24 protein-coding genes and 2 pseudogenes are annotated in these 23,046 nt (G+C 66.3%); 15 read left to right on the top strand and 11 right to left on the bottom strand.

The window, feature by feature from the left end:
• Positions 1-5: 5 nt before the first annotated feature.
• The gene (locus JWN03_RS09950; RefSeq protein WP_297613016.1) at positions 6-368 is read right to left on the bottom strand and encodes a hypothetical protein; all 363 of its coding nucleotides are present in this window, start codon (positions 366-368) and stop codon (positions 6-8) included.
• A gap of 61 nt (positions 369-429) precedes the next feature.
• Between JWN03_RS09950 and JWN03_RS09945 the strand changes: the two genes are divergently transcribed.
• A complete protein-coding gene (locus JWN03_RS09945) occupies positions 430-885 on the top strand; it encodes a MarR family winged helix-turn-helix transcriptional regulator (protein ID WP_297613013.1) in 456 nt (151 codons plus the stop codon).
• 12 nt (positions 886-897) lie between these two features.
• Here the strand turns inward: JWN03_RS09945 and JWN03_RS09940 are convergent, their stop codons facing one another.
• Positions 898-1,590 carry an HNH endonuclease gene (locus tag JWN03_RS09940; RefSeq protein ID WP_297613010.1) on the bottom strand — a complete coding sequence of 231 codons (693 nt, stop codon included), beginning with the start codon at positions 1,588-1,590 and terminating at the stop codon, positions 898-900.
• Between the two features lie 323 nt (positions 1,591-1,913).
• Here JWN03_RS09940 and JWN03_RS09935 point away from each other — a divergent pair, with 323 nt between their 5' ends.
• The 5 genes from JWN03_RS09935 (at position 1,914) to JWN03_RS09915 (ending at position 5,438) form a co-directional block, all read left to right on the top strand.
• Positions 1,914-2,318 carry a globin gene (locus tag JWN03_RS09935; RefSeq protein WP_297613008.1) on the top strand — a complete coding sequence of 135 codons (405 nt, stop codon included), beginning with the start codon at positions 1,914-1,916 and terminating at the stop codon, positions 2,316-2,318.
• 178 nt (positions 2,319-2,496) lie between these two features.
• Positions 2,497-4,095 carry a glycoside hydrolase family 13 protein gene (locus JWN03_RS09930; RefSeq protein ID WP_297613054.1) on the top strand — a complete coding sequence of 533 codons (1,599 nt, stop codon included), beginning with the start codon at positions 2,497-2,499 and terminating at the stop codon, positions 4,093-4,095.
• Positions 4,096-4,169: 74 nt separating this feature from the next.
• A complete protein-coding gene (ctaJ, locus tag JWN03_RS09925) occupies positions 4,170-4,448 on the top strand; it encodes an aa3-type cytochrome oxidase subunit CtaJ (protein ID WP_297613005.1) in 279 nt (92 codons plus the stop codon).
• Positions 4,435-4,902, top strand: coding sequence for a DUF5130 domain-containing protein (locus JWN03_RS09920; RefSeq protein WP_297613003.1), 468 nt, complete (start codon positions 4,435-4,437; stop codon positions 4,900-4,902). The genes ctaJ and JWN03_RS09920 overlap by 14 nt, the downstream gene beginning before the upstream one ends.
• Before the next feature lie 89 nt (positions 4,903-4,991).
• Positions 4,992-5,438 (top strand): helix-turn-helix domain-containing protein, encoded by a 447-nt coding sequence (locus tag JWN03_RS09915; RefSeq protein ID WP_297613000.1) that lies wholly within the window; start codon positions 4,992-4,994, stop codon positions 5,436-5,438.
• Between the two features lie 264 nt (positions 5,439-5,702).
• Here the strand turns inward: JWN03_RS09915 and JWN03_RS09910 are convergent, their stop codons facing one another.
• The 3 genes from JWN03_RS09910 to pepN all read right to left on the bottom strand — a co-directional run bounded on the left by JWN03_RS09910 (position 5,703) and on the right by pepN (position 10,107).
• Positions 5,703-6,293 carry a ClpP family protease gene (locus JWN03_RS09910; RefSeq protein ID WP_297612997.1) on the bottom strand — a complete coding sequence of 197 codons (591 nt, stop codon included), beginning with the start codon at positions 6,291-6,293 and terminating at the stop codon, positions 5,703-5,705.
• On the bottom strand, positions 6,290-6,895 hold the full coding sequence (locus JWN03_RS09905; protein ID WP_297612994.1) for a ClpP family protease: 606 nt from the start codon (positions 6,893-6,895) through the stop codon (positions 6,290-6,292). The genes JWN03_RS09910 and JWN03_RS09905 overlap by 4 nt, the downstream gene beginning before the upstream one ends.
• A gap of 620 nt (positions 6,896-7,515) precedes the next feature.
• Positions 7,516-10,107: an aminopeptidase N gene (gene pepN, locus JWN03_RS09900; RefSeq protein WP_297612991.1), complete on the bottom strand. Its 2,592-nt coding sequence runs from the start codon at positions 10,105-10,107 to the stop codon at positions 7,516-7,518.
• A gap of 274 nt (positions 10,108-10,381) precedes the next feature.
• Here pepN and JWN03_RS09895 point away from each other — a divergent pair, with 274 nt between their 5' ends.
• Positions 10,382-11,218, top strand: a complete 837-nt coding sequence (locus tag JWN03_RS09895) for a phosphoribosylaminoimidazolesuccinocarboxamide synthase (protein WP_297612988.1) — start codon at positions 10,382-10,384, stop codon at positions 11,216-11,218.
• Between the two features lie 153 nt (positions 11,219-11,371).
• Here the strand turns inward: JWN03_RS09895 and JWN03_RS09890 are convergent, their stop codons facing one another.
• Positions 11,372-11,626 (bottom strand): hypothetical protein, encoded by a 255-nt coding sequence (locus JWN03_RS09890; protein WP_297612985.1) that lies wholly within the window; start codon positions 11,624-11,626, stop codon positions 11,372-11,374.
• Between JWN03_RS09890 and JWN03_RS09885 the strand changes: the two genes are divergently transcribed.
• Entirely contained in the window at positions 11,616-12,272 is a 657-nt protein-coding gene (locus JWN03_RS09885) for an AraC family transcriptional regulator (RefSeq protein ID WP_297612982.1), read from the top strand. The two genes, JWN03_RS09890 and JWN03_RS09885, sit on opposite strands and share 11 nt — an antisense overlap.
• On the opposite strand, the gene JWN03_RS09880 is transcribed toward JWN03_RS09885, so the two are convergent.
• From JWN03_RS09880 to JWN03_RS09865, 4 genes are all read right to left on the bottom strand, one after another.
• Positions 12,247-14,508, bottom strand: a complete 2,262-nt coding sequence (locus JWN03_RS09880; RefSeq protein WP_297612979.1) for a molybdopterin-dependent oxidoreductase — start codon at positions 14,506-14,508, stop codon at positions 12,247-12,249. The two genes, JWN03_RS09885 and JWN03_RS09880, sit on opposite strands and share 26 nt — an antisense overlap.
• Before the next feature lie 369 nt (positions 14,509-14,877).
• Complete coding sequence (locus tag JWN03_RS09875) at positions 14,878-16,152, bottom strand: RNA polymerase sigma factor (RefSeq protein WP_297612976.1); 1,275 nt, start codon at positions 16,150-16,152, stop codon at positions 14,878-14,880.
• Between the two features lie 31 nt (positions 16,153-16,183).
• The gene (locus JWN03_RS09870; RefSeq protein ID WP_297612973.1) at positions 16,184-16,585 is read right to left on the bottom strand and encodes a YciI family protein; all 402 of its coding nucleotides are present in this window, start codon (positions 16,583-16,585) and stop codon (positions 16,184-16,186) included.
• A gap of 105 nt (positions 16,586-16,690) precedes the next feature.
• Positions 16,691-17,911, bottom strand: a complete 1,221-nt coding sequence (locus JWN03_RS09865) for an NAD(P)/FAD-dependent oxidoreductase (protein ID WP_297612970.1) — start codon at positions 17,909-17,911, stop codon at positions 16,691-16,693.
• A 164-nt stretch (positions 17,912-18,075) separates the two neighbouring features.
• Here JWN03_RS09865 and JWN03_RS09860 point away from each other — a divergent pair, with 164 nt between their 5' ends.
• On the top strand, positions 18,076-18,708 hold the full coding sequence (locus JWN03_RS09860) for a mycothiol-dependent nitroreductase Rv2466c family protein (protein ID WP_297612966.1): 633 nt from the start codon (positions 18,076-18,078) through the stop codon (positions 18,706-18,708).
• Between the two features lie 84 nt (positions 18,709-18,792).
• On the opposite strand, the gene JWN03_RS09855 is transcribed toward JWN03_RS09860, so the two are convergent.
• Positions 18,793-19,875, bottom strand: coding sequence for a M48 family metallopeptidase (locus tag JWN03_RS09855; RefSeq protein WP_441342962.1), 1,083 nt, complete (start codon positions 19,873-19,875; stop codon positions 18,793-18,795).
• 113 nt (positions 19,876-19,988) lie between these two features.
• Here JWN03_RS09855 and JWN03_RS09850 point away from each other — a divergent pair, with 113 nt between their 5' ends.
• From JWN03_RS09850 to JWN03_RS09830, 6 genes and pseudogenes are all read left to right on the top strand, one after another.
• Positions 19,989-20,459, top strand: coding sequence for a ribose-5-phosphate isomerase (locus tag JWN03_RS09850; RefSeq protein WP_297612963.1), 471 nt, complete (start codon positions 19,989-19,991; stop codon positions 20,457-20,459).
• A gap of 3 nt (positions 20,460-20,462) precedes the next feature.
• A complete protein-coding gene (locus JWN03_RS09845) occupies positions 20,463-21,275 on the top strand; it encodes an Fpg/Nei family DNA glycosylase (RefSeq protein ID WP_297612960.1) in 813 nt (270 codons plus the stop codon).
• Between the two features lie 71 nt (positions 21,276-21,346).
• Positions 21,347-21,673, top strand: a complete 327-nt coding sequence (locus JWN03_RS09840; RefSeq protein WP_297612957.1) for a hypothetical protein — start codon at positions 21,347-21,349, stop codon at positions 21,671-21,673.
• 184 nt (positions 21,674-21,857) lie between these two features.
• A pseudogene (locus JWN03_RS09835) lies at positions 21,858-21,977 on the top strand (IS30 family transposase); the annotation flags it as partial.
• Positions 21,978-22,063: 86 nt separating this feature from the next.
• A pseudogene (locus JWN03_RS45785) lies at positions 22,064-22,459 on the top strand (WapI family immunity protein); the annotation flags it as partial.
• 234 nt (positions 22,460-22,693) lie between these two features.
• On the top strand, positions 22,694-22,906 hold the full coding sequence (locus tag JWN03_RS09830; protein WP_297612954.1) for a hypothetical protein: 213 nt from the start codon (positions 22,694-22,696) through the stop codon (positions 22,904-22,906).
• Positions 22,907-23,046: the final 140 nt, after the last annotated feature.

Below are 23,046 nucleotides of genomic sequence, written 5' to 3'. Positions count from 1 at the left end.
TGTTTTCACTGACCCGCTAGCCACCAGGCGGAGTGCAGGTGCACGGCGGCGAGTACGACGCAGGTAGCCGCCATCGGCCAGTTCCGGCGACTCGCCCCGATGGCCGCGTCACCTATCTGGGCCAGCCCCGCCACCACCAGGATCGGGGTCAATTCGCCACGCGCGCCGATGGCCAGCAGCATCAGCAGGATCACGCTCAGTGGCACCGCGCGAGCGCCGTACGCATACGCGAAGAACATCGTGCCGGGCGTAGCCGGCCCGCCGCCAGGTACGGCGAGTGCCGGTCGAAGCATGCCCACCACGCTGGACGCTCCCGAGAGCAGTGCGACGGCGGCATTGGCGAGGGCGATCGCGACATAGGTGTCCATTTCGTTCTCTCTCTAAATCATTCATGCTCTGAATCATTTTGAGGCAAGTATCATCTGACCTGTGAACGATGTCAAGAAGTCGAGTGGACTCCCGGGAACGGTCGCATTTCGACTCGGCACGCTCGGCTCGGCGGTCACCGACCGGTTCGCCGCGCGGATCGAGTCCTACGACCTCAAGCCCAAACACGCCGGGGTGCTGACCGCGCTGAGCATCGGACAGGCCGCGTCACAGCAGGAATTGGCGGCCACGCTCGGTGTCGCGCCCAGCCTGGTGGTGGCATTGGCCGATCATCTGGAACGGCTCGGGGCCATCGAGCGGGTGCGGGATCCCGCGGACCGGCGCCGGCAGGTACTCACGCTGACCGATCACGGCCGGGAGTTGCTGCGCAGCTGCGAAAAGGCCGCGCGGGATCTCGACGGGGAGCTCACCGCGGGGCTGACGACAGCCGAACGCGCCGCATTCCTGCGTGCGCTCGGGATGCTTGCCGGTGAAGCCGGTCTGCCGACCGGAGAATAGTGCGGCCCGGGGCTAGGCCGCGCCCTCGCCGAGATACTGCAGCCAGGTGGGATCCAATTCCGAACTGGCAGTGAGCAATCGCCAGTGCGGGCCCTTCGGTGACACCAGTTGATGGTGCAGGGTCCAGCCCAGCTCGCTGAGCATCTTGTCCGCCTTGCGGTGATTGCACGGCGCACAGGACGCGACGCAATTCTCCCAGGTGTGCGGGCCACCACGACTGCGCGGAATCACATGGTCGATGGTCTCGGCCTTACCGCCGCAGTAGGCGCAGCGATAGCGATCACGATGCATGAGCGCGGCGCGGGTCATGGGCACGCGGGCGCGATAGGGAACATGCACGTAATTGCGTAGTCGGATCACCGAGGGGAGCGCCACCGAGGTGCCGGCGGAGTGTACAACCGGGCCTTCGGGATTGTCGTGCACGGTCTGGGCTTTGTCACAGATCAGGAGCACGACCGCGCGGCGCGCGGAGAGGGCGGTGAGCGGTTCGTACGTGGCGTTCAAGAGCAGAACGCGACTTTTCGACCAGCTCATGCCGGGCGGGGCTTCGGGTGGTTGATGCGCGGCGTGTTCGGAATGCGCGCCCGAGTGATAGTCGGACAAGATGTGCAGCGGAGTAGCCCCCGACCCACGATTGTGGACGTCGGCGGGCTGGAGTTGTCGATGCGTGCGCGCCTCGTGCCGGGCGCTGTGCCGCTGCTTCATGGGCCTACCCCGCGTTCGTGTTCGTCCGATGGTGTGGTATCTCGGCAGACTGCCACCCAGTTGACCATGGAATCGCGCACATTGCACGGTGATTTCGCACATTGTCGGGCACAAACGGATGAACGATGCGTGACGGTATGAAACGCCCATCGGAACAACCCTCAGACACTGCACGCTAGGGGTTCGCGGCCGTCTCGGTCTGGACTGCGGCTCCATAGACCTGTGCCTTGGAGTGGGGGAGCGAAGCGGAGGAGCGGAGGAGGGAAGGCCGAGACTTCGGGGCCGCGAACCAGCCGGAGCGAAGCGGAGGCAAGATAGACACTGTGACTTCGGGCGAGCAAACGACAACATCTTTTTACGAGGCCGTGGGTGGGGCTGACACCTTCCAGCGGCTGGTTGCCGTGTTTTATCGCGAGGTGGCGCAGGACGAGGTTTTGCGGCCGCTCTACCCCGAAGCGGACCTGGGTCCGGCCGAGCGGCGGCTGCGCATGTTCCTCGAGCAGTACTGGGGCGGCCCGCGCACCTACGGCGAGGAGCGTGGCCATCCGCGGCTGCGCATGCGGCATCAGCCGTTCAAGGTCGGACCAATCGAGCGGGACGCGTGGCTGCGCGCCATGCACATCGCGGTGGCCGAGATCGAGCCCGCCGTACTCGATGACCAGCACCGTAAGCAGTTGCTCGACTATCTGGAGATGGCCGCCAATTCGCTCATGAACTCGCCCATCTGAATTCGTTTCGCAGAAGTTGCAGGCCCCCAGAGCCTTTCCGGTCCGCCCGGTCGCCCGCTGATCATTTGCTGAATCTGGACAAGTGTCGCCGTCGAGCACACCGACAGCGTCATGCTTTGGCACCATTACGGCTGTGACCGACAACTTCGCCGCCGTGCCCGGCGCTGCGCAACCCGCCGTGCCAGGCCCCGCGCCCATTCCGGCGCCATGGTGGCGATCCGCCGTGTTCTATCAGGTCTACCCCCGATCCTTCGCGGACTCCGACGGCGACGGCATCGGTGACCTGCCCGGATTGCGGGACAAGCTCGGATATCTGGAGCTGCTGGGGGTGGATGCGCTGTGGATTTGCCCGGTCATGCGCTCGCCCATGGCAGACGGCGGCTACGACGTGGCCGACCCGCGCGATATCGATCCGCTCTTCGGCGGTCTGCGGGCCATGGACGAGTTGATCGACGAGGCGCACCACCGGCATATGCGGGTCACCATGGATCTGGTGCCCAATCACACCAGCGATCAGCATGCGTGGTTCGTGGCTGCGCTGGCCGCCGGTCCGGGCAGTCCGGAACGCGCCCGGTACTACTTCCGCGACGGCCGGGGTGCGGATGGCAGTGCGCCGCCGAACAATTGGCCCAGTATTTTCGGCGGCCCGGCCTGGACCCGCATCACCGAGGCCGACGGCCGGCCCGGCCAGTGGTATCTGCATATCTTCGCCCCGCAGCAGCCGGATCTGAACTGGGAAAACCCGGAGGTGCCTGCCGATTTCGAGCAGACCATGCGTTTCTGGCTGCGCCGCGGAATCGACGGATTCCGCATCGATGTCGCGCACGGTATGGCCAAACCCGCTGGTCTACCGGATATGGAAGTGCCGCAGCGCCCCGTCGACGATACCCATCTGGTGGTGCACGACGATAATGATCCGCGCTTCAACAACCCGGCCGTGCACGAAATCCACAGGCGCCTGCGCACTGTCATGGACGAGTTTCCGATCGCGGTATCCATCGGCGAGGTATGGGTCGACGACAACACCAGATTCGGCGACTATGTCCGCCCCGACGAGCTACATCTCGCGTTCAATTTCAGATTGGCCGAGACGCCTTTCCATCCGGACAGAATCCGTGACGCCGTGGACAATTCGCTGCGCGCGGTCGCGGCGGTCGGCGCCAGTCCGACCTGGACACTGTCCAATCACGATATCGAGCGTGAGGTCACCCGCTACGGCGGCGGCGATATCGGGCAGGCGCGGGCACGGGCCATGATCATGCTGGAGTTGGCGCTACCGGGCGCCGTATTCATCTACAACGGTGCGGAATTGGGTCTGCCGAATATCGACGACCTGCCGGAGGCGGCGCTGCAGGATCCGACCTGGGAGCGTTCCGGGCATACCGAGCGGGGCCGGGACGGCTGCCGGGTGCCGCTGCCGTGGGAGGGCGACCAGCCACCGTTCGGCTTCACCACGGGGCGTCCGTGGTTGCCCATGCCGGCGTGGTGGGCGACGGCGACGGTGGAGAAACAGTTGGAGAGATTGGACTCCATGGTTTCGCTGTATCGGATGGCTATCGAATTGCGGTCGGTGCGGCCGGAATTCGGCGGACCAGGGCTGGAGTGGTATGGAAGTCCGCCCGGCTGCCTGGCTTTCCGGCGGGACGGCGGGTTGTTGTGCGTGCTCAACGCGACGGATGCGCCGATAACTCTGCCCGCGGGTGAGGTGTTGCTCGCGAGCACCCTGATTACCGCGAGAAAACTTCCGGCAAACTCTGCGGCCTGGCTGATTCAGTAAGGATTCCGACGACACGTGCGCGCGCACGGTTACCAGTCGGCTGAGACGATCCGGGCATCCATTAACGTTGAGCCGTGAGCATTCTCCAGACAGTGCTGATCTATGTCGGCATCCCGGTGGCGATCTATCTGGTGATCGCCGGATTGTCGTTCCTCGGTAGTCCGTACCCCGGCAAGAAGCCGGACCACTACGAACTCGGTGCGAAGTGGACCCAGCCTCCGGTGCTGTGGAGCGCTACCGACGAGGTGACCGGTGCCGGGCACCACGATGCTGAGTCGGCGCATGGCAATCATGCTGCTATCGAATCCGCCGCGGCGGACCTGATCGGAGGCCGGGCAAGTGGCAAGTTCTAATTGGCCTGCGGTGAACGAGGCCGACCTACCGCACGGTTATGCCGTCACCACCAGCGGTCGCGTCTCCGGCGTGCACGAAGCCGGCGATGTGTTCAGCGAGGTGCCCTTCAGCGATCATGAGCGACTGCTCATGGACAATGCGCTGACCGACGCCACCCGTGCCACCAAGGTGCGGTTCAACATCTACATCGGTGATCTGGGCGCGGATTCCGGCGTCGGCGCGGATGCGGTCTTCCCGGCCACGCCCGAGGCCGCCCGTTCGGTGCTCATCGCCGTCGATCCCAATGCCAAGGCCGTCGAGGTGCGTTCCGGCGCCGATGTCGCCGAGCGCGCGAACGATCGGGTATGCCAGCTCGGCGCCACCGCCGCGCTGAGCTCCTTCCGCCAGGGCGAGCTCATCGACGGACTGGTTTCCGCGGTGCGCGTCATGGCCGCCGCCATCGGCCGGGTCTAAACACCCCCTAGGCGCCGCGACGGTGCGCCGTTTTCCGCTCTGAGCAGAACGGTGCGCCGCGCGCGGGCCTGCCGCCTTACGCTCGGACCATGTCCGAGCAGCCGCGCTTTCATTCGATTCCCGGTGGACGTGCCGATCGGCCCGATGCGCCACGGCCGCATGCGGTTCGCGAACCGCTGCCTCGTCCGGGCTCCCGCACCGCGCCCCCGGCCGCTCGTGAGCCGCTGTGGCGGGAAGTGCTCGGCGCGCGGTTGCGCACCCTGCGGCAGGATCAGGGCGAGAAGCTCACCGAAACCGCTGCCCGCGCGGGCATCTCACCCCAGTACCTCTCCGAGGTGGAGCGCGGCCGCAAGGAACCCTCCAGCGAAATGATCGCGGCCCTGGCCGGCGCCCTCGGCACCACCCTCGCCGACCTCACCGCCCAGGTAGCGGCCGCCCTGCAACGCCAGAGCCTCGCCCTCACCAGCTCATCCCCGCAGCGCATGGCCGTCCCCGCACCCCAGCGCATCTCGGGCCCAGTCATGCTGGCCGCCTGACCTTTCCGTCGCCTGCCGCGCACCCTCACGGTGCCGGTGCCGGACGATCTCGTCATCCCGGCGCGCTTTTGGCCGGAATCCACCACGGTGGCGTAGATCCCGGCCAAAAACATGCCGGGATGACGAGCCCGAACGTGCTCGGTTGACGAGCCCGAACGTGCTCGGTTGACGAGCCCGAACATGCTGGGATGACGAGCCCAAGCCTGCCCGGATGATGAGTCCAAACATGCGGAGGTGACGAGACGCAGGTTGCTCGGCGCTGAATCAGTCTCGGGGGTCGAGGATTCGGTCTATGAGGCCGTAGTCGAGGGCGGCTGGGGCCGTGAGGACGCGGTCGCGGTCGGTGTCGCGGCGGAGGTCCTCCAGGTGCTTGCCGGTGTGGTTGGAGAGGATTGCTTCGACTTCGGCGCGGAGGCGGACTACTTCGTCGGCCTGCAGGATCAGGTCGGGGATGGTGCCGCGGCCGCTGATTGCGGGCTGGTGCAGGACAACTCGGGCGTGCGGGAGCATGGTGCGGCGGCCTTTCGCGCCACCGGCCAGCAACACCGCGCCGACCGCTATGGCCTGGCCTACGCAGGTGGTCGCCACGGGGGACGAGATGTGCTGCATGGTGTCGTAGACCGCCAGCATGGCGGTGAGTTCGCCGCCCTCGCAATTGACGTAGAGGTTGATCTCCTGGCCCGGGCTGTCGGCGTCCAGATGTAGCAGCTGTGCGATGAGGGCATTGGCCACACCGGAATCGATGGGTGTGCCGAGGTACACGATGCGCTCGGCCAGCAGGTGCGAGTAGACGTCCATGATGCGTTCGCCGCGCGGATGCTGGGCGATGACATTCGGAATCGTGTAGCTGGTCATTGCGAGATCCCCACCTTGTGCCGTTGCGGAACGATCTGCCAGAAGGATTCGACGATCCCGTCGATGAACCCGTATTCCTGCGCCTGCGGTGCGGTGAACCACCTGTCGTGCAGGGAATCCTCGTAGACCTGGTCGAAGGGCTGTCCGGTGTCCTCGGCGATCAGCCCGAGCACGGTCTGCACGGTGTAGCGCAGATCATCGGCCTGCACCTCCACCTCGACCGCACTGCCGCCGATACCCGCCGACCCCTGATGCATGAGAATCCGGGCGTGCGGCAGCGCGAACCGCCGCCCCGCCGTCCCGGAGGACAATAGGAATTGCCCTGCGCTGCAAGCCAACCCGAGCGCCAGCGTCGACACCTCGCACGGCACCAGCCGCATGACATCCCGAATGGCCAGCATGGCGGGCACCGACCCACCCGGCGAGTGAATCCACAGCGAGATCCCCGCCTCGGAATCCTCCGCCGCCAATTGCAGCATCTGCGTCATGAGCAGTGCCCCATTGTCATCATCGAGCGGCCCGTCCAGCACCAGAATTCGCCGGCTGAACAGCTGTTCCCTAGTGCGCCAGTTGAACATCGGCGTCTTGTCGTCTTGTGCCATGCCCCCACCGTGCCCCACCCCCACGCCAGTTTCCGCCGGTGCTGCCCACAGCGGATCTGCCCACAGCAGCACGGCCGAACAGCCCATGTCCGTGCCACACAACGCCTCTCAACGCTGTACCGATATGACACGGGCTGTGCCGTCGATCCGGTAGCGCGCGTCCACCCTCGGCGCGCTGCGTCCGTGTGCAGGTCGTCGGCCAGAAAGCGAACAGCCCGTGTCCCGTCCGCGCAACGCCTATCGAGGCTGTGCGGATTGGACACGGGTTGTGCCGTCGATCCGGGGGCGTGCGTGCACCCCTCGGCGCGCTGCGTCCGCGTGCAGGGAGTTGGCCTGAAGGCGGAACAGCCCGTGTCCTGTCCGCGCAACCCCTGTGGGGGCTGTTCGGATGAGGCACGGGCTGTGCGGATTGGACACGGGTTGTGCCGTCGATCCGGGGGCATGCGTGCACCCTTCGGCGCGCTGCGTCCGCGTGCAGGGAGTTGGCCTGAAGGCGGAACAGCCCGTGTCCTGTCCTCACAACGCCTATCGGGGCTGTTCGGATTAGACACGGGCTGTTCGGTTCGATGGAAGGCCGCAGGCTCTGCCGCAGGAGGCGGGAGGGGCTGCGGGGGTGGGGGTTACTGCTTGTCGAAGGTGCGGGCGCGGAGGGAGCGTTCGATGCCGGCTTTGCCTTCGACCACGAGGCGGCGCAGGGCCGGGGGGTGGTCGTCGGCGAGGAACTTGTCGGCTACTGCCACTGCCTCTTCGGTGATGGACCAGTGCGGGTAGAGGCCTACTACGACGGTTTGGGCGACCTCGCTGGAGCGGCGCTCCCAGACGGAGGCGATTTCGGCGAAGTAGCGTTCGATGTACGGCGTCAGCAGGTGGGACTGGCCCACCGGGGCGAAGCCGGCGACGATGGCGCGGGCGGTGATATTGGGCACGGAGTCGTCTTCCATGACCGTTGCCCAGGCCTTGGCCTTGACCGGGATCTGCGGGCGCGCGGTGGCGGCCGCAGCGGCCTGGCGGCGGCCCGCGGCGGTCGGGTCGCGATCCAATTCGGCGTCGATGACCGGGGTTTCGATGCCGTCGGCGTCGAGCGCGCCGTTGGCGGCGAGGGATTGGATGAGCCGCCAGCGCAGATCGGTGTCGACCTCCAGGCCGGGGAGCCCGGCTGCGGCGGTATCGCCCTCGAGGACCTGTCGCAGCGCTTCGACGTGGCGGACCGACAGGTGTGCGCCGGTGAGCGCGTTGGCGAAGGCCAGCTGCTCATCGGAGCCCGGTGCGGCGGCCCGGGCCAGCTGCAGCAGGCGGTCGGCGAATTCGGGCCAGCCGGTTTCGGTGGCCCAGTTCGGGTCGGCGTAGGAGGACAGTGCGGTGTGCGCCTGCATGAGAAGGCGCTGCACCACACCGATTTCGGTCTCCGCGCTCACGCCGCGCTGCACCAGCGCCACGAAATCGCGGGCCCGCATCTCGGCCTGCCGGGTCATTTCCCACGCGGCCGACCAGGCCAGGGTGCGGGGGAGCGGCTCGGCGATATCGGCGATGCGGGCGAGGACGGTATCGAGGGAGCCGGCATCCAGGCGCACCGAGCAGTAGGTGAGGTCGTCATCATTGACCAGCACCAGCTTGCCCTGTGCGACACCGATCAGCTCAGGCACCTCGGTGCGCTCGTCCGGATTCACATCGAGCTCGATGCGGTTGGTGCGCACCAGCTTTCCGTTCTGATCGTCGTAGACGCCGATGGCCAGGCGATGTGTACGACGCTCACCCGCGCCCGGCGCGGCGCCGTTCTGGATGACGGTGAAGGAGCTGTACTTGCCGTCGGCGTCCACCTCGAACTCCGGACGCAGGATGTTCAGGCCGGTGGTCTTGAGCCACTGCGCACCCCAGTCGGACAGATCGCGGCCGGACGCCTTCTCCAGCGCGCCGACCAGATCGTCGAAAGTCGCGTTGCCGTAGGCATGTTGGGTGAAGTAGTCGCGCAGGCCCGCCAGGAACGGCTCCTGACCGACATAGGCCACCAGCTGCTTGAGCACCGAAGCGCCCTTGGCATAGGTGATTCCGTCGAAGTTCACCTCGACCGCGTGCAGGTCCGGGATATCGGCGGCAATGGGGTGGGTGGAGGGCAGCTGATCCTGCCGGTACGCCCAGGACTTCTCGACATTGGCGAAAGTGGTCCAGGCATTGGTGTATTCGGTCGCACCGACCTGGCAGAGCACCGAGGCGAAGGTGGCGAAGGATTCGTTCAACCACAGGTCGTCCCACCACTTCATGGTGACCAGATCGCCGAACCACATGTGCGCCATCTCGTGCAGCACGGTCTCGCAGCGGCGCTCGTAGGAGGCGCGAGTCACCTTGGAGCGGAAGACATAATCCTCCAGGAAGGTGACCGCGCCCGCGTTCTCCATTGCGCCGGCATTGAATTCGGGCACGAACAGCTGGTCGTACTTGCCGAAGGCATAGGGCACACCGAAATTGGTGTGATAGAAGCCGAAACCTTGCTTGGTTTCGGTGAAAAGTCGTTCGTGGTCCATGTATTCGGCCAGCGAGGCGCGGCAGTACAGGCCCAGCGGGATCTCGCCGTGCTCGTCGCGGAAGCTGTCGGTCCACTTGGCGTACGGCCCGGCGATGAGCGCCACCAGATAGGTGCTCATGCGCGGCGTGGTGGCGAAGGTGTGCTCGACCACGGCGCCGATGGTGCGGGTCGCGATGCCCGCGCCATTGGAGATGACCTCCCAGTCCGCAGGCGCGCTCACGATCACGTCGTAGGTCGCCTTGAGGTCCGGCTGGTCGAAGCAGGCGAACATGCGCTTGGCATCGGCGGTTTCGAACTGCGAGTACAGGTACACCTTGTTATCGGTGGGGTCGACGAACCGGTGCAGGCCCTCGCCGGTGTGCGAATACTCGGCATCGGCCTCGATGACCAGTTCATTGCGCGCGGCCAGGCCGGTGAGGGTCAGGCCCTTCGACTCGTCGTAATCGCTCACGTCGACGGGGGCGCCGTTGAGGACGGCCGAGCGGATGCCCGCGCCCACGAAGTCGATGAAGGTCTGTCCGCCCGGTGTCGCCGTGAACGTCACCGTGGAACGTGAGAAGAAACGATCGCTCGTCGCGGCTTCGGCGCTGGTGGGTTGTCCGGTCAAATCCAATTCGACGCGGTAGTTCTCCACCTGGACCGTTGCTGCGCGTTCGATCGCCTGCTCGCGGGTGAGATTCGGTGCGGACAAGGGGGCTCCTTCGCTCTCGGAGAACTGTGCGTTGCGGTGAACCGCAAATGCCGTGGGCGACGCTGCCCGCGGTCATGCCATGCGCCTGTACCGGCTGGTGAGTGGACCGACCAATTCTCCACTCGCCGCCGGGTTCAGGGCGCGACCTTGCCCAGAATGCCACGTCGGGCGGTCTGATGGCGGCTACACCGGACAGGGGTCTGCCGGGGTGCGGGGCGGCGAACCCCCGTCGGTAGGCTGTGCGGCGGCAGCAATCCCAGTATGAGGAGGACAGTTGAAGCACATCCACGCCGGTAAGGTGCGCGACCTGTACGAGGACGGCGATTCGCTGATCCTGGTCGCCTCGGACCGGGTGTCGGTGTTCGACGTGGTGCTGCCCACCCCGATTCCGGAGAAGGGGGCGATGCTCACCCAGCTGTCGAACTGGTGGTTCGACTTCTTCGGTGATGTCCCCAACCACATTCTCTCCACCACCGATGTGCCCGCCGAGTTCGCGGGCCGCGGTGTGCGCGTGAAGCCGCTGAAGATGCTGAAGGTCGAATGCATCGCCCGCGGTTACCTGACCGGTGGCGGTCTGGCCGAGTACAAGCGCAGCGGCACGGTTTCCGGCATCGCGCTGCCGCCCGGCCTGCGCGACGGCGACAAGCTGCCCGAGCCGCTCTTCACCCCCACCACCAAGGCCGACGAGGGCCACGACGAGCCCATCTCCTTCGCCGATGTGGTGAACCAGGAGGGCCGCGAGGTCGCCGAGCAGCTGCGCGACCTGACCCTCGCGGTCTACACGCGCGGCGCCGAGCATGCCGCCGGCCGTGGCGTCATCATTGCCGACACCAAGGTCGAATTCGGCTGGGACGGTGACGTTCTCACCCTCGGCGACGAGGTCCTCACCTCCGATTCCTCGCGCTTCTGGCCCGCCGACGACTACGAGCCCGGCCGCCCCCAGGCCTCCTTCGACAAGCAGTACGTCCGCGACTGGTCGGTCTCCACCGGCTGGAACAAGGAATACCCCGGCCCCGAGCTCCCCGCCGAGGTCATCGACGTCACGCGCCAGAAGTACATGCAGGCCTACGAACTCATCACCGGCAATCCCTGGACCGGCATCTCCCTGTAGTCGCGTGGACAGGTTCGCCTCCGCGCATGGAATAGCAGGCGAATGCGCGCGCCGGGGGCGAACGTGTGCGCGACATCCTGGCGCAGACGTTCGCCTCGTGCGCATGGAGTAGCAGGCGATTTCGTGCGGCGAGTGACGAACAAGCGCGCGGGATCAGGCGGGGACGCGGTCGGCGGTGAGGAATTCGGTGACGTATTCCGCTGCCTTGGTTTCGAATTCGGTGAAGTGGGCGGCGCGGGCTGCACCGGTGACGGCGTCGCCGATGTGGAGGGTGCCCTGGGCGTCGAGGCGTTGGGGGCGTTCTTCGGCGTCGGGGAGTAGTGCTATGCGGGAGTCGGAAAGTCCGCAGTAGTACGAGATCGCCTGCTTCGCCGAGGAAGCTTGTGACGCAGCGGATTTGAGCGGCATTGCCTGGTGTGACGACTCCGAGAACGCGACTGTCCTGGTCGTCGGCGCGTATCACGCCCCTGCTCGCCGCCACGAGCGTTTGGTGCGCGCCCTCCCGCCGGTACTGGTGGTCGCCGACGACACCGATCTCTGCCCATGGATGGAAGCGGCCGCCGCGGCAGCCGTGGGGCAGAGCGCCGGATCGCAGGCCATGATGGATCGACTGCTGGACTGGGGTCTGGTGTGCACCCTGCGCAGCTGGTTCGAGAAGGCGGGTGCGGAGGCGCCGAGTTGGTATCGCGGCGTGAACGATGAGCTGGTCGCGCCCGCACTGCAGGCCATGCACGCCCGCCCGGGAGTGTCCTGGACGGTGGCCTCCCTCGCTGCCACATCCGGTGTCTCGCGGGCGCTGTTCGCCAAACGCTTCGCCGCCGTCATGGGCCGCCCACCGCTGGCGTACCTCACCGAATTTCGCATGGACGAGGCCGAAGAACTGCTCTGCACAACGGATCTCACCGTCGTCCAGATCGCCAAGTCACTCGGCTATGCCGATGCTTTCGGCTTCAGTGCCGCTTTCAAACGTCACAGAGGCATGAGCCCCAACGTATTTCGCACCTCGACCGTGGCATTGGCTCCACGCCTCATGCCGTCGCGGGCGGGTGGCTGACGGCCAGTTCCGGAACTTCGTCTCGATACGCCTGGATCTCGACGAGGGTCAATTGCCCCGTGCAGCCCTGACTCAAGGTCGACGAGGGGCGGTCGGCGGTCAGCACATTCGGGTTGCCGTGCCGGCAGAAACTGGGGTCGCTCGGGTCCGGGTCGTACCAAGCGCCGGTGGACAATTGGGCCACGCCGGGCCGCACCGCATCATCGATGATCAGCCCGGCCAGGCACGAGCCGCGATCATTGGCGATCCGCACGATGTCACCGTCACTCAGCCCGCGCGCTGCGGCTTCCTGCGGATGCAGCCGGACCGGTTCGCGCCCAGCGATTTTCGTGGACTGACTGTGTGCGCCGACATCGAGCTGGCTGTGCAGTTTCGAGCGCGGCTGGTTGGCGATCAATTGCAGCGGGAATTGTTGCGCCGCAGGGCCTCCCAGCCACTCCGCGGGCTCCAGCCAGACCGGATGACCCGGACAGTCGGAATAGCCGAAGCCGTCGATGGTTTCGGAGAAGATCTCGATGCGACCGGTCGGGGTGGTCAGCGGATGCTGCTCGGGATCGGCGCGGAAGTCGGCGAACAGCACCTGCTCGGCCGCCACCGGAAGTTCGAGTCCGTCGCCTGCCCAGAACGTATCGAAGTCCGGCAGATCAGCCGGTCGCCACTGGTCGTAGAGGTGGCGCAGCCATTCCTGGGCGGTGCGGCCCTCGGTGAATTCCTTTCCGAAGCCGAGCTTTTCGGACAGCTCGGCGAAGATCGCGTAGTCGTCGCGGGCCTGGCCGTGCGGGCGGGTCAGTGCGGGCATCGGGACGAACATCGGGTCGTTGTCACCGGCGCCGAAGTCGTCGCGTTCGATCGTCATGGTCGCGGGCAGCACGATATCGGCGTGGCGGGTGGTGGCCGTCCAGAACGCATCGTGCACAACGATGGTTTCGGGTCGCGCGAAGGCGGTACGCAGCCGAGCCAGATCCTGGTGGTGATGGAACGGATTGCCACCGGCCCAATACACCAGGCGAATATCCGGATACCGCAGGTGCAGGCCATTGTATTCGTAGGGCGCGCCGGGTTCGAGCAGCATATCGGCGATCCGGGCGACGGGGATGAAGGTCTCGATCGGGTTGTGGCCCTGCGGAAACCGCGGCACCGACAGCGCACGGGCCGGTTCGCCGACCATGCCCGCCGAGCCGTAGCCATGACCGAAACCGCCGCCGGGCAGGCCGATCTGGCCGAGCATTGCCGCCAGCACGACGCCCAGCCATACCGGCTGTTCGCCGTGGTGAGCACGTTGCAGCGACCAACTGACGGTGACGAGGGTGCGGGCGCCGGCCATTTCGTGTGCGAGCGCCTGGATGCGGTCGGCGGGCACCCCGGTGATCTGCTCGGCCCAGCGCGGATCCTTGACCACGCCGTCGGTCCGGCCGTGCAGGTACTGCGCGAACCGTTCGAATCCGACCGTGTATTTATCGAGAAAGCCCTTGTCCGACAGTCCTTCCGCGTCGAGCACCTGAGCGAGCGCCAGCATCAGCGCCGCATCGGTCCCGGGCCGGGGCGCCAGCCATTCCGCATCCGCTTCGGCGGTGATGTCGTCGCGCAGGGGGCCGATCGAGACGAACCGGCAGCCGCGGGCGTGCGCCGCCGCCACCCAGCCGCGACTGTGGTGCCGCGATACCCCGCCGGGCGTGACCGCGGTGTTCTTCGGGGACAGTCCGCCGAAGGCCACCACGAGTTCGCTGTGCTGGGCGATCACGGTCTTGGTGGTGGAATGGCCCAGCATCCAGTGCAATTCGCCGAGGACATGAGGCAGCAGCACACTCGAGGTGCCCATGCTGTAGCTGTTGACATGCCTGACGTAGCCGCCGAGGCCATTGAGAAAGCGATGCACCTGGCTCTGCGCATGATGGAAGCGTCCGGCGCTGGCCCAGCCATAGGAGCCGCCGTACACCGCTTCCGGACCGTGCTGGTCGTACACCCGCCGCAGCTCACCCGACAGCAGCTCGAGCGCGGTCTCCCACGACACCGGCACGAACGGATCGTCACCGCGCCCCGGCGCGCCGGGTCCGTGGTCCAGCCAGCCCTTGCGGACATGCGGTTGCGCGATCCGGGTCCGATGGTGCTGCGCCGAAGCGACATTGTCGATCAGCGGCATAGGTTCCGGATCCCCGTGCCACGGCCGCACCGCCGTGAGCTTCTCTCCGTCGCTGACGGATTCGAATGTTCCCCAATGCGTCAGATGCGTCGCCACACATCCACCGTACCTAGCTCCCGTGTCAGCCGCCCCCCGTTTACCTGGCCGGCGGCCCCCCGGTCGATGTGGCTTGCCGCCGCCCGTAAACCTGGCCTTGGCCCCCCGTAAACCTGGCATGCGTCCCCGTTAAACGTGGCCTGTGCCCGGCGAATCTGGCTGTGCCCGGCGAATCTGGCTGCGCCCTTCGAATCTGGCTGTGCCCGGCGAATCTGGCTGCGCCCTTCGAATCTGGCTGTGCCCCTCGAATCTGGCTGCGCCCTTCGAATCTGGCTGTGCCCCTCGAATCTGGCTGCGCTCCGTCATCCCGGCATGCTTTTGGCAGGGATGACGGAGCTGAGTAGGCAGGCTCTCGCCCGGTCGACGAGGTCAGCGGTTGCGGAGGCGGGCGGCGCGAAGGGTGAGGTAGTCGCGTTCGGGCAGGCTGGTGGTGCGGCGGGCCGCGGCGGTGTAGGCGGCGATGGCGGCGGGCGGGTCGCCTGCCATTTCGTAGAGGTGACCGCGGACGGCTTCGAGGCGATGCGAGCCCTTCAGGGTGTCGTCCAGGGTGTCGGCCAGCTCGAGCCCGGCCTGCGGGCCGTGGACCATGGCGAGGGCCACGGCGCGGTTGAGGGTGACCATGGGGTTGGGCGTGAGATGCTCGAGTCTGGTGTACAGCAACAGGATTCGATCCCACTCGGTGTCATCGGCGTGCCGGGCCTGGGCGTGCAGCGCTGCGATGGCAGCCTGGATCTGGTACGGGCCGCTGAGTCCGCCGGGGAGCGTGCTGGTCACCAGCCGGATGCCCTCCACCATCGTGGCGCGCTGCCACCGGCTGCGATCCTGTTCGGCGAGCGGAATGAGTTCGCCGTGCGGCCCGGAGCGGGCGCTGCGCCGCGCATCGGTGAGCACCAGCAGCGCCAGCAGGCCGGTGACCTCGGAGTTCTCCGGCAGCAGCCGGTGCAGGGCGCGGGCCAGCCGGATCGCCTCGGCGGAAAGGTCATTGCGGCGGAGTTCGGAACCGGTGGTGCTGTGCCCCTCGGTGAAGATCAGGTAGAGCACGTGCAGGACCGACCCGACCCGCTCCCGCCATTCCTCCGGATACCCGGATTCATCCAGGGCCGTAGGGCTTTCGGCACCGGGCAGCGCGAAGGGGCGATCCACGGCGGTCAGGCGCTTCTTGGCACGCGAAATGCGTTGCGCCATGGTCGCTTCCGGTAAGAGGAAGGCGCGAGCGATCTCATCGGTGGTGAGCCCGCCGACCGCCCGCAGTGTCAGCGCGATCGCGCTCGCGGGGGACAGCACCGGATGGCAGCACAGGAAGAACAGCGTAAGTGTGTCGTCCCGGTCCTCCAGGCCGTCGGACAGGTCGACCGCCGTAGTGACTTCCCGCAGCGCCGTGGCGGTTTCGCGATTCCGCCGAGCCACTTCGGCCCGCACGGTATCGACCAGTCGCCGCTGCGCCACCTGGATCAGCCACCCGCGCGGATTCTCCGGCCGCCCCTCGGCGGGCCACTGCGTCGACGCCGCCAGCATGGCCTCCTGCAACGCGTCTTCGGCGGTGTCGAAATCCCCATAGCGCCGAGTAAGCACCCCGAGCACCTGCGGCGCGAGTTCGCGCAGCAGGTCCTCGATCTCGTACCGGTATACCGGGCCGTCTGTCATGCGCGTCTAGGGTCGTCGCCGTCGAGCGGTCTCACACGTCGCTGGCGGGTGCGGACATCACCGCTCGGACCTCGATGAACTCGCCGATCGGCTTACCGCCGGGTCCGGGAGCGGCCGAGGCCTGTGCGGCGATCTCGAAGGCGCGCTCGGGGCTTTCGACATCGACGATCCAGTATCCGGCGAGGAACTCCTTGGTTTCCGGGAACGGCCCGTCGGTGACCACCGCGGCCGACCGGCCGTCCGAGCTGACCAGTCGCGCATCGTCCGGCCCGGCCAGCCCCTGGGCATCCACCAGCTCACCGGATTTGGCCAGCTCGGCGCCGAGCGCCCGTTGAAAGTCGATGTGCGCCTCGATCTCCTCGGGGGTCCACTCATTGAGCGGGGTATCGCAGTACGCGGCGGGGCTGTAGGTCTTCAGCAGCATGTACTTCATGGTCGGCTCCTCGATGTCCGGTGCGCCGCGGTGGCGCGCTCGCGGATAGGTCGGAGCCTGACCCGCGATTTCGACACACTTCGAGATCTCAGGAAGTGAGGGTCGTCACAGGGGGGTGCCGGTATCGGCCAAGCGGTCCGGATCGACGGCTTCCCCGCTCAGGATCAGCTCTTTGATCCGATCGGTCACATCCCACACATTCACATTCATTCCGGCCAGCACCCGATTCCCGGAGCCCAGCCAGAACGCCACGAACTCACGCTTGCCGAGATCGCCGCGCACCACCACGAGGGCGTCCTGGTTCGCGCCCACATACCCCGTGTACTCCATGCCGAGGTCGTACTGATCGGTGAAGAAGTACGGCAGCCGGTCGTACACCGCGGGCTTGTCGAGCATGGTGGCGGCCGCGACGGCCGGCTGGTTGAGCGCATTCGCCCAGTGCTCCACCCGAATTCGCCGACCGAGTACCGGATGCTGCTGATCGGCGATATCGCCGACGGCGACAATATCCGGATCGCTGGTGGCCAGGCTCTCGTCCACCAGCACGCCCTCGCTGGTGGCCAGCCCGGCGTCGACGGCGAGTTCGATATTGGGCCGCGCCCCGACCGCGACCAGGACCGCATCGGCGTCGATAACGGTGTCATCGGCCAATCGCACGCCGGTCGCCCGGCCGTTCGCGGTGGTGATCTCGGCCACCTTGGTCTCGAGACGCAGGTCGACGCCGTGTTCCCGGTGCAGGTCGGCGAAGACCGCGCCGATCTCCGAGCCCAACGCCGTTTGCAGCGGTACCGTCAGCGTCTCCAGGACGGTGACTTCCAGCCCGGCCGCGCGGGCGGCCGCGGTGACCTCGAGCCCGATCCATCCGGCCCCGATGACCACCAATCGCCGTGCGGTGCCGAACATTTCGAGCAGTGCCGAGGAATCCTCGGCGGTGCGCAGGGTGTACACCCCTTCGGCATCGGCGCCGGGAATCGGTAGCCGACGGGGCCGAGATCCGGTGGCCAGCGCCAATTTGTCATAGGGCAGCGTCGTACCGTCCGGCAGCGCAATGGTTTTGGTGGTGCGATCCAGCGCGGTCACCGTGGTACCGAGCAGCACCTCGATATGGTGGTCGCGGTACCACTGCGAGGGATCGACAATGCAGTCTTCCGGCGTCTTCTTGCCCAGCAGACACTCTTTCGACAATGGCGGCCGCTCGTAGGGCAGCCGTTCCTCCGCGCTGACGAGGGTGACCGTCCCCTCGAAATCATTGGCGCGCAAGGCTTCCGCGAGCTTGGCTGCTGCCAGCCCACCACCTGCGATGACGAACCTGGAACCCGTGGTCATAACCATGACCTCCCTGCGCCGCACATCCGCGGCTGCTGACGACGAGGCTGATAACCGACCCTAACGCGCGGCCCGGGCGCCTAGGCGGAAATAACGGCAACAAGGTGCATTGTTGCCCAAGGGGGACGGCCGCTTCCGGCCACCGATTGCGAAAGGGACTACCCGTGAGTGACACCAAGAAGGACCGGGTCGACTTCTGGTTCGATCCGCTGTGCCCGTGGTGCTGGATCACCTCCCGCTGGATCCTCGAGGTCGAGCAGGTCCGCGATATCGAGGTGAACTTCCACGTCATGAGCCTCGCCGTCCTCAATGAGGGCCGCGACCTGCCCGAGAACTATCGGGAGATGATGAAGACCGCCTGGGGTCCGGTGCGTGTGGCCATTGCCGCCGCGCAGGCCAATGGCGACAAGGTGCTCTCCCCGCTGTACACCGCGCTGGGCACCCGCATCCACAATCGCCGCGCCGAGTACGAGAACCAGCCCGACTTCCTGAATGTGATCGTCGCCGAGTCGCTCGCCGAGGTCGGCCTGCCCGCCGATCTGGCCGCAGCCGGTACCAGTGGTGACTACGACGAGGCGCTGCGGGTCTCGCATCACGAGGGCATGGACAAGGTCGGCCCGGATGTCGGCACCCCGACCATCCACATCAACGGCGTCGCCTTCTTCGGCCCGGTGCTCTCGCGCATTCCGCGCGGCGAGGTCGCGGGCAAGGTGTGGGACGGTGCGGTCGCGCTCGCGTCCTACCCGCACTTCTTCGAGATCAAGCGCACCCGCAACGAGGACCCGGTCTTCGACTGAGGGTCGCCGCGACTGCCCTGAGCAATTGCGAACGGGCCTGCCGACAGAAGGTCGGCAGGCCCGTTCGTGGCTGGATGCGGTAGGTCAGCGGGGTCCGAATTGTGTTGTCGGATTCCCGTATCCGCCCTGATAGGGCTGCTGCGGGTAACCCTGTGCCGGGTAGCCGCCCTGCGTCGGATATCCGCCGTAGGGCTGGAGGTTGGCCGGGGGCTGCATGGCAGTCGGTAGGGATGGCCGCAGGAAGAGCTTGCCGTGCCGGCTTCGGTCCCGCAGCGCCCACATGCGCCAGGTCAGCACCGGATGGCTGGACATCGCATTGACGATCCAGACGAAGAAACCCTTCTCCTGCGGGGCCCGGTCCGCCATCTCGTCGAATCCGACGAGCGAATTCAGGTATTTGCCGCCCGCGAGGGTCTGCATGGCGGTCGGCGCGCCCACATACCGATTGCAGAAGCCGTGATTATCGGCCGTGTACTCCTGCGCGCGAATGAGCGAGTTGCCGAGGAACGGCAGGAACGGGCCGAGGAACATGCCGAGCTGCCGCCAATAGGACACGTGCCCGGCGGCGATATGGCCGACCTCGTGGCCGATGATGAAGGCCAGCGCATCGGGCTGTCGTGCGGCGCCGCCGATTTCGAACAGATCGGCGTAGACGACCACGAATCGCCGGAACCCGTGCCCGGAGGCGAAGGCATTGATCTGACCGTTGCCGAGCACCACGTAGGCGTCCGGCACCTTGGCCATGCCGAAGCGCCCCGCCGCCTCCTGGACCATGCGGTAGCCCTCGGGGAACTGGGTGGGCGACATCTTCACGCCATTGACCCGCTGGGCCGAGTAGTTCATGCCACGGCCGGCCCAGACCAGGATTGGTGCGAAGGCCAGCAGCAGCACGAACTGGTTGACGCTGCCGGTCACCAGTAGCAGCAGCGCCAGCAGGTACGCCAGGACGGTGGTGACGACCACGACGACCAGCAGCGCAATCTCCCAGCTGTGCCGGGCGGGCATACCGTACGGGGACAGGCCACGGGTTTGCTCATGCGGCGGAATCTGCGGCGGCGAATACGGTTGCTGCGCCGCCCATCCCGGCGGACCGGTCTGCGGATTCCACCCGGCCATACCCGTGACCGGATTCCATTCCGGATAGTTTCCGGACGGTGTTCCCCCCATATGGGCGTTCGGCGGTGGTGACTGATCGTCGGACGTCATGCTCAGAACTGTATGTGCCGGATCGGGTGATCCCCAGGTGAGCCGGGCGACGACGGCCTGACAGAATCGCAGCCATGCGCGTATACCTGGGTGCCGACCATGCCGGCTTCGAACTGAAGAACACTGTCAAGGCCCACCTCGAGGGCCAGGGCCACGATGTTGTCGATGTCGGCGCGCTGGAATACGACGCCCTCGACGATTACCCGGCCTTCTGCATCGAGGCCGCTCGCCGCACCGTCGCCGACCCAGGCAGCCTGGGCTTCGTCTTCGGTGGTTCCGGCAATGGCGAGCAGATCGCCGCCAACAAGGTGGCCGGCGCCCGTTGCGCGCTCACCTGGAGCGTGGAGACCGCGCAGCTCGCGCGCCAGCACAACAATGCGCAGCTCGCCGGCATCGGCGGCCGCATGCATTCGGCCGAGGAAGCCCTCGCCATCGTCGACGCATTCGTGTCGACCCAGTGGTCCGAGGAGCCGCGCCACCAGCGCCGCATCGATATTCTCGCCGACTACGAGAAGACCGGTATCGCTCCGGCTCTGCCGAACTGACCTGTGCCCGAAGGCCATACGCTGCACGGCCTGGCGAAGCTGCACCACAAACGCTTCGCCGGCGGGCAGGTCCGGATATCGAGCCCCCAGGGCCGCTTCGCCGACGGCGCGGCCCGCCTCGACCGCCAGGTGCTGACTCGCGCCGAAGCCTGGGGCAAACACCTACTGCACCACTACGATTCGGGCCTCGTCCTGCACATCCACCTGGGCCTGTACGGGAAATTCACCGAATCCCCGTTCCCCCTGGGCGAACCGGTCGGCCAGGTCCGCATGCGCCTGATCGGCGGCGGCCGCACCGGAGCCGTCTTCGGCACCGACCTGCGCGGCCCCACCGCCTGCGAAATCCTCCTCGACCCCGAGGTCACCGCCCTCACCGACCGTCTAGGTCCAGACCCGCTACGCAAGGACGCCGATCCGGATCGCGCCTGGCAGCGCATCCGCCGTTCGCAGCGCCCGATCGGCGCGTTGCTGATGGACCAGAAGGTCCTAGCCGGAGTCGGCAATGTCTACCGCGCGGAAATCCTTTTCCGTCACGGTATTTCGCCCGATCGCCCCGGCACCCTGCTCGCTTACGAAGAGTGGCAGGCGATCTGGGCCGACCTCGTCGACCTGATGAAGATCGGCGTCCGCCGCGGCGTAATGGTGGTGGTCCGCCCCGATGACGACCACGGCGCCCCGTCCTACGCCGCCGACCGCCCCCGCACCTACGTCTACCGCCGCGCCGGCGCCCCCTGCCGCCTCTGCTCCACGCCAGTCCTGCACGCGGTCATGGAGGCCCGAAACCTGTTCTGGTGCCCCACCTGTCAGCCAGACTGAATAATTCCTCCAGGTACAGTCCGTCGCATGCCGTCTGCGAGGGTCGAGCGGGCGGGTTTATGAGGAGCAAAGTGCGGATACCGCAGATGATTCCGGCAGGTCCGGGCCCGTTTTTCGATGTCTTCGATGTGTTGAACGGCACCGTCGACATGCGGACATACCAGCGGCGATATTTGGTCATTCGAGCCGCCCCGCAGAATATTTCTAAGGTCACTCCCAACCATGCGAAGCAGGGCCGTTACGACGGTGACCTCGGTGCGCTTGTGACCTGTATCGAGTGGCTCGAGCAGAATTTCGGGTGGACGCTGGTGAACATCTTCGCGCGCACGGTTGAGGGGCGATCGGCGTACGAAGCGGTTCTGTCACGACCAATGACCTCGGAGTCGGCAGGGGTGTGAAGATCGAAACCCCCAGAAGTGCAGTGCGATAGCAATATTGGGTCGTGATCGTCGTTCGGCAACGTGCCTCAGCGGTTGTCGTTGGTCGACAGCTGGATCAACTCGGACACATTGAACGGAGGGCCGATACACCCGTCTCGCCAGACGGGAGCCCATGACCCGTCGTCGTACTGAAGCCAACCTCGACCTGCGCGCCTACGGTCAGGCCGATCTCGATGCCATCGCCGATGAACTCAACGGCCGCCCTCGACAAACCCTCGGATTCAGAACACCCTCAGAAGCACTCGCTGAAGTGTTGCGATGACCGCCTGAGGCCGCACCGATTACCGGTCGATTGCGCGCCGCTTCCTGGGATGAATTACGGACTGAGTGCTATGGAATGCTGGGCCGATGAGGTTGATCGGAGGCGACGGGTACGGGGTGGAACTGGGAGTGGTGGGTTACCAATTCCCGGATGCTGTTAACCCGCAACAGCGGCGAAGCTGGCTGGTAATCACCGGGACCGCGCACTCCCCGCAGGGATCATGGTCTTTCCGTTGGCAGGCGTTGACTCCGGAGGACGCTGTCGCGTTGGCACAGTGGCTTTACCAGGCGTCCGATCTTTCTGTCGATACCGAACGCCGAAGTGCGCGAATGAGTTTCACCGAACCGAACTTGACTTTCTCCTACGCCACGGCCGAGGCGAGTCTGATCGATCTGACTATCGGTCTGGATTTGGAGTTCTCGCCACCGTGGCGACGGCGTACCCGTGCGGGCGATCCGTTTGTCATCTCGTGTCGGATCGATGCCGAGTCCGTGTCGACCGCGGGCGGCCGATTGGGCAGCCGAGATCGGCTCGTATCCATCTTGAGTGGCGCCAGGCGGTCGAGTACGAAACACACTGTTCTGCCGCATGGTATGCACGGCGGAGGATTCAGGACTGCGGCATGCCCTCGGCTCCAATACGCTTCGGCCGTGCCCAGGATCAGATTCCGGAACCCGCACGCGGACAGGCCATTCCTGCTTTGCGTTGAGCCATTCGTGGAGGAGTACTGGCTGCGCCCGGGGGATACGTTCACCATCGAGTTCGATGAAAGTGATCGCGCAGAACAGATGATCGGCGACGCAGACTTCGACGTGTCCTGGTACGACTTCGGAATCTTCGTGTGGATAGCATCGTGGACCGATGTCGCAGTGCTCGACGAGTCGGGTGCCAAGCTCGAGCACGGCCACCAGCGGCCCAGAGTGGACTGAACTCCCACAACCGCCGACTCGATCAGCACGCTCATGCCGCTGACCGCGCTGATCGAGTCGGCCACTGAAAAGTCTGTTGCACTGTTATTGCAGGTCAGATGGGGTGAACTGATTCAATGCTAACCGGCGTCGGCAACGCC

The organism is Nocardia sp., from assembly GCF_025465275.1.
Lineage (GTDB): Bacteria > Actinomycetota > Actinomycetes > Mycobacteriales > Mycobacteriaceae > Nocardia.
The sequence above is the reverse complement of the archived record's forward strand: the minus strand, read 5'-3'. Positions and strand labels throughout refer to the sequence as shown.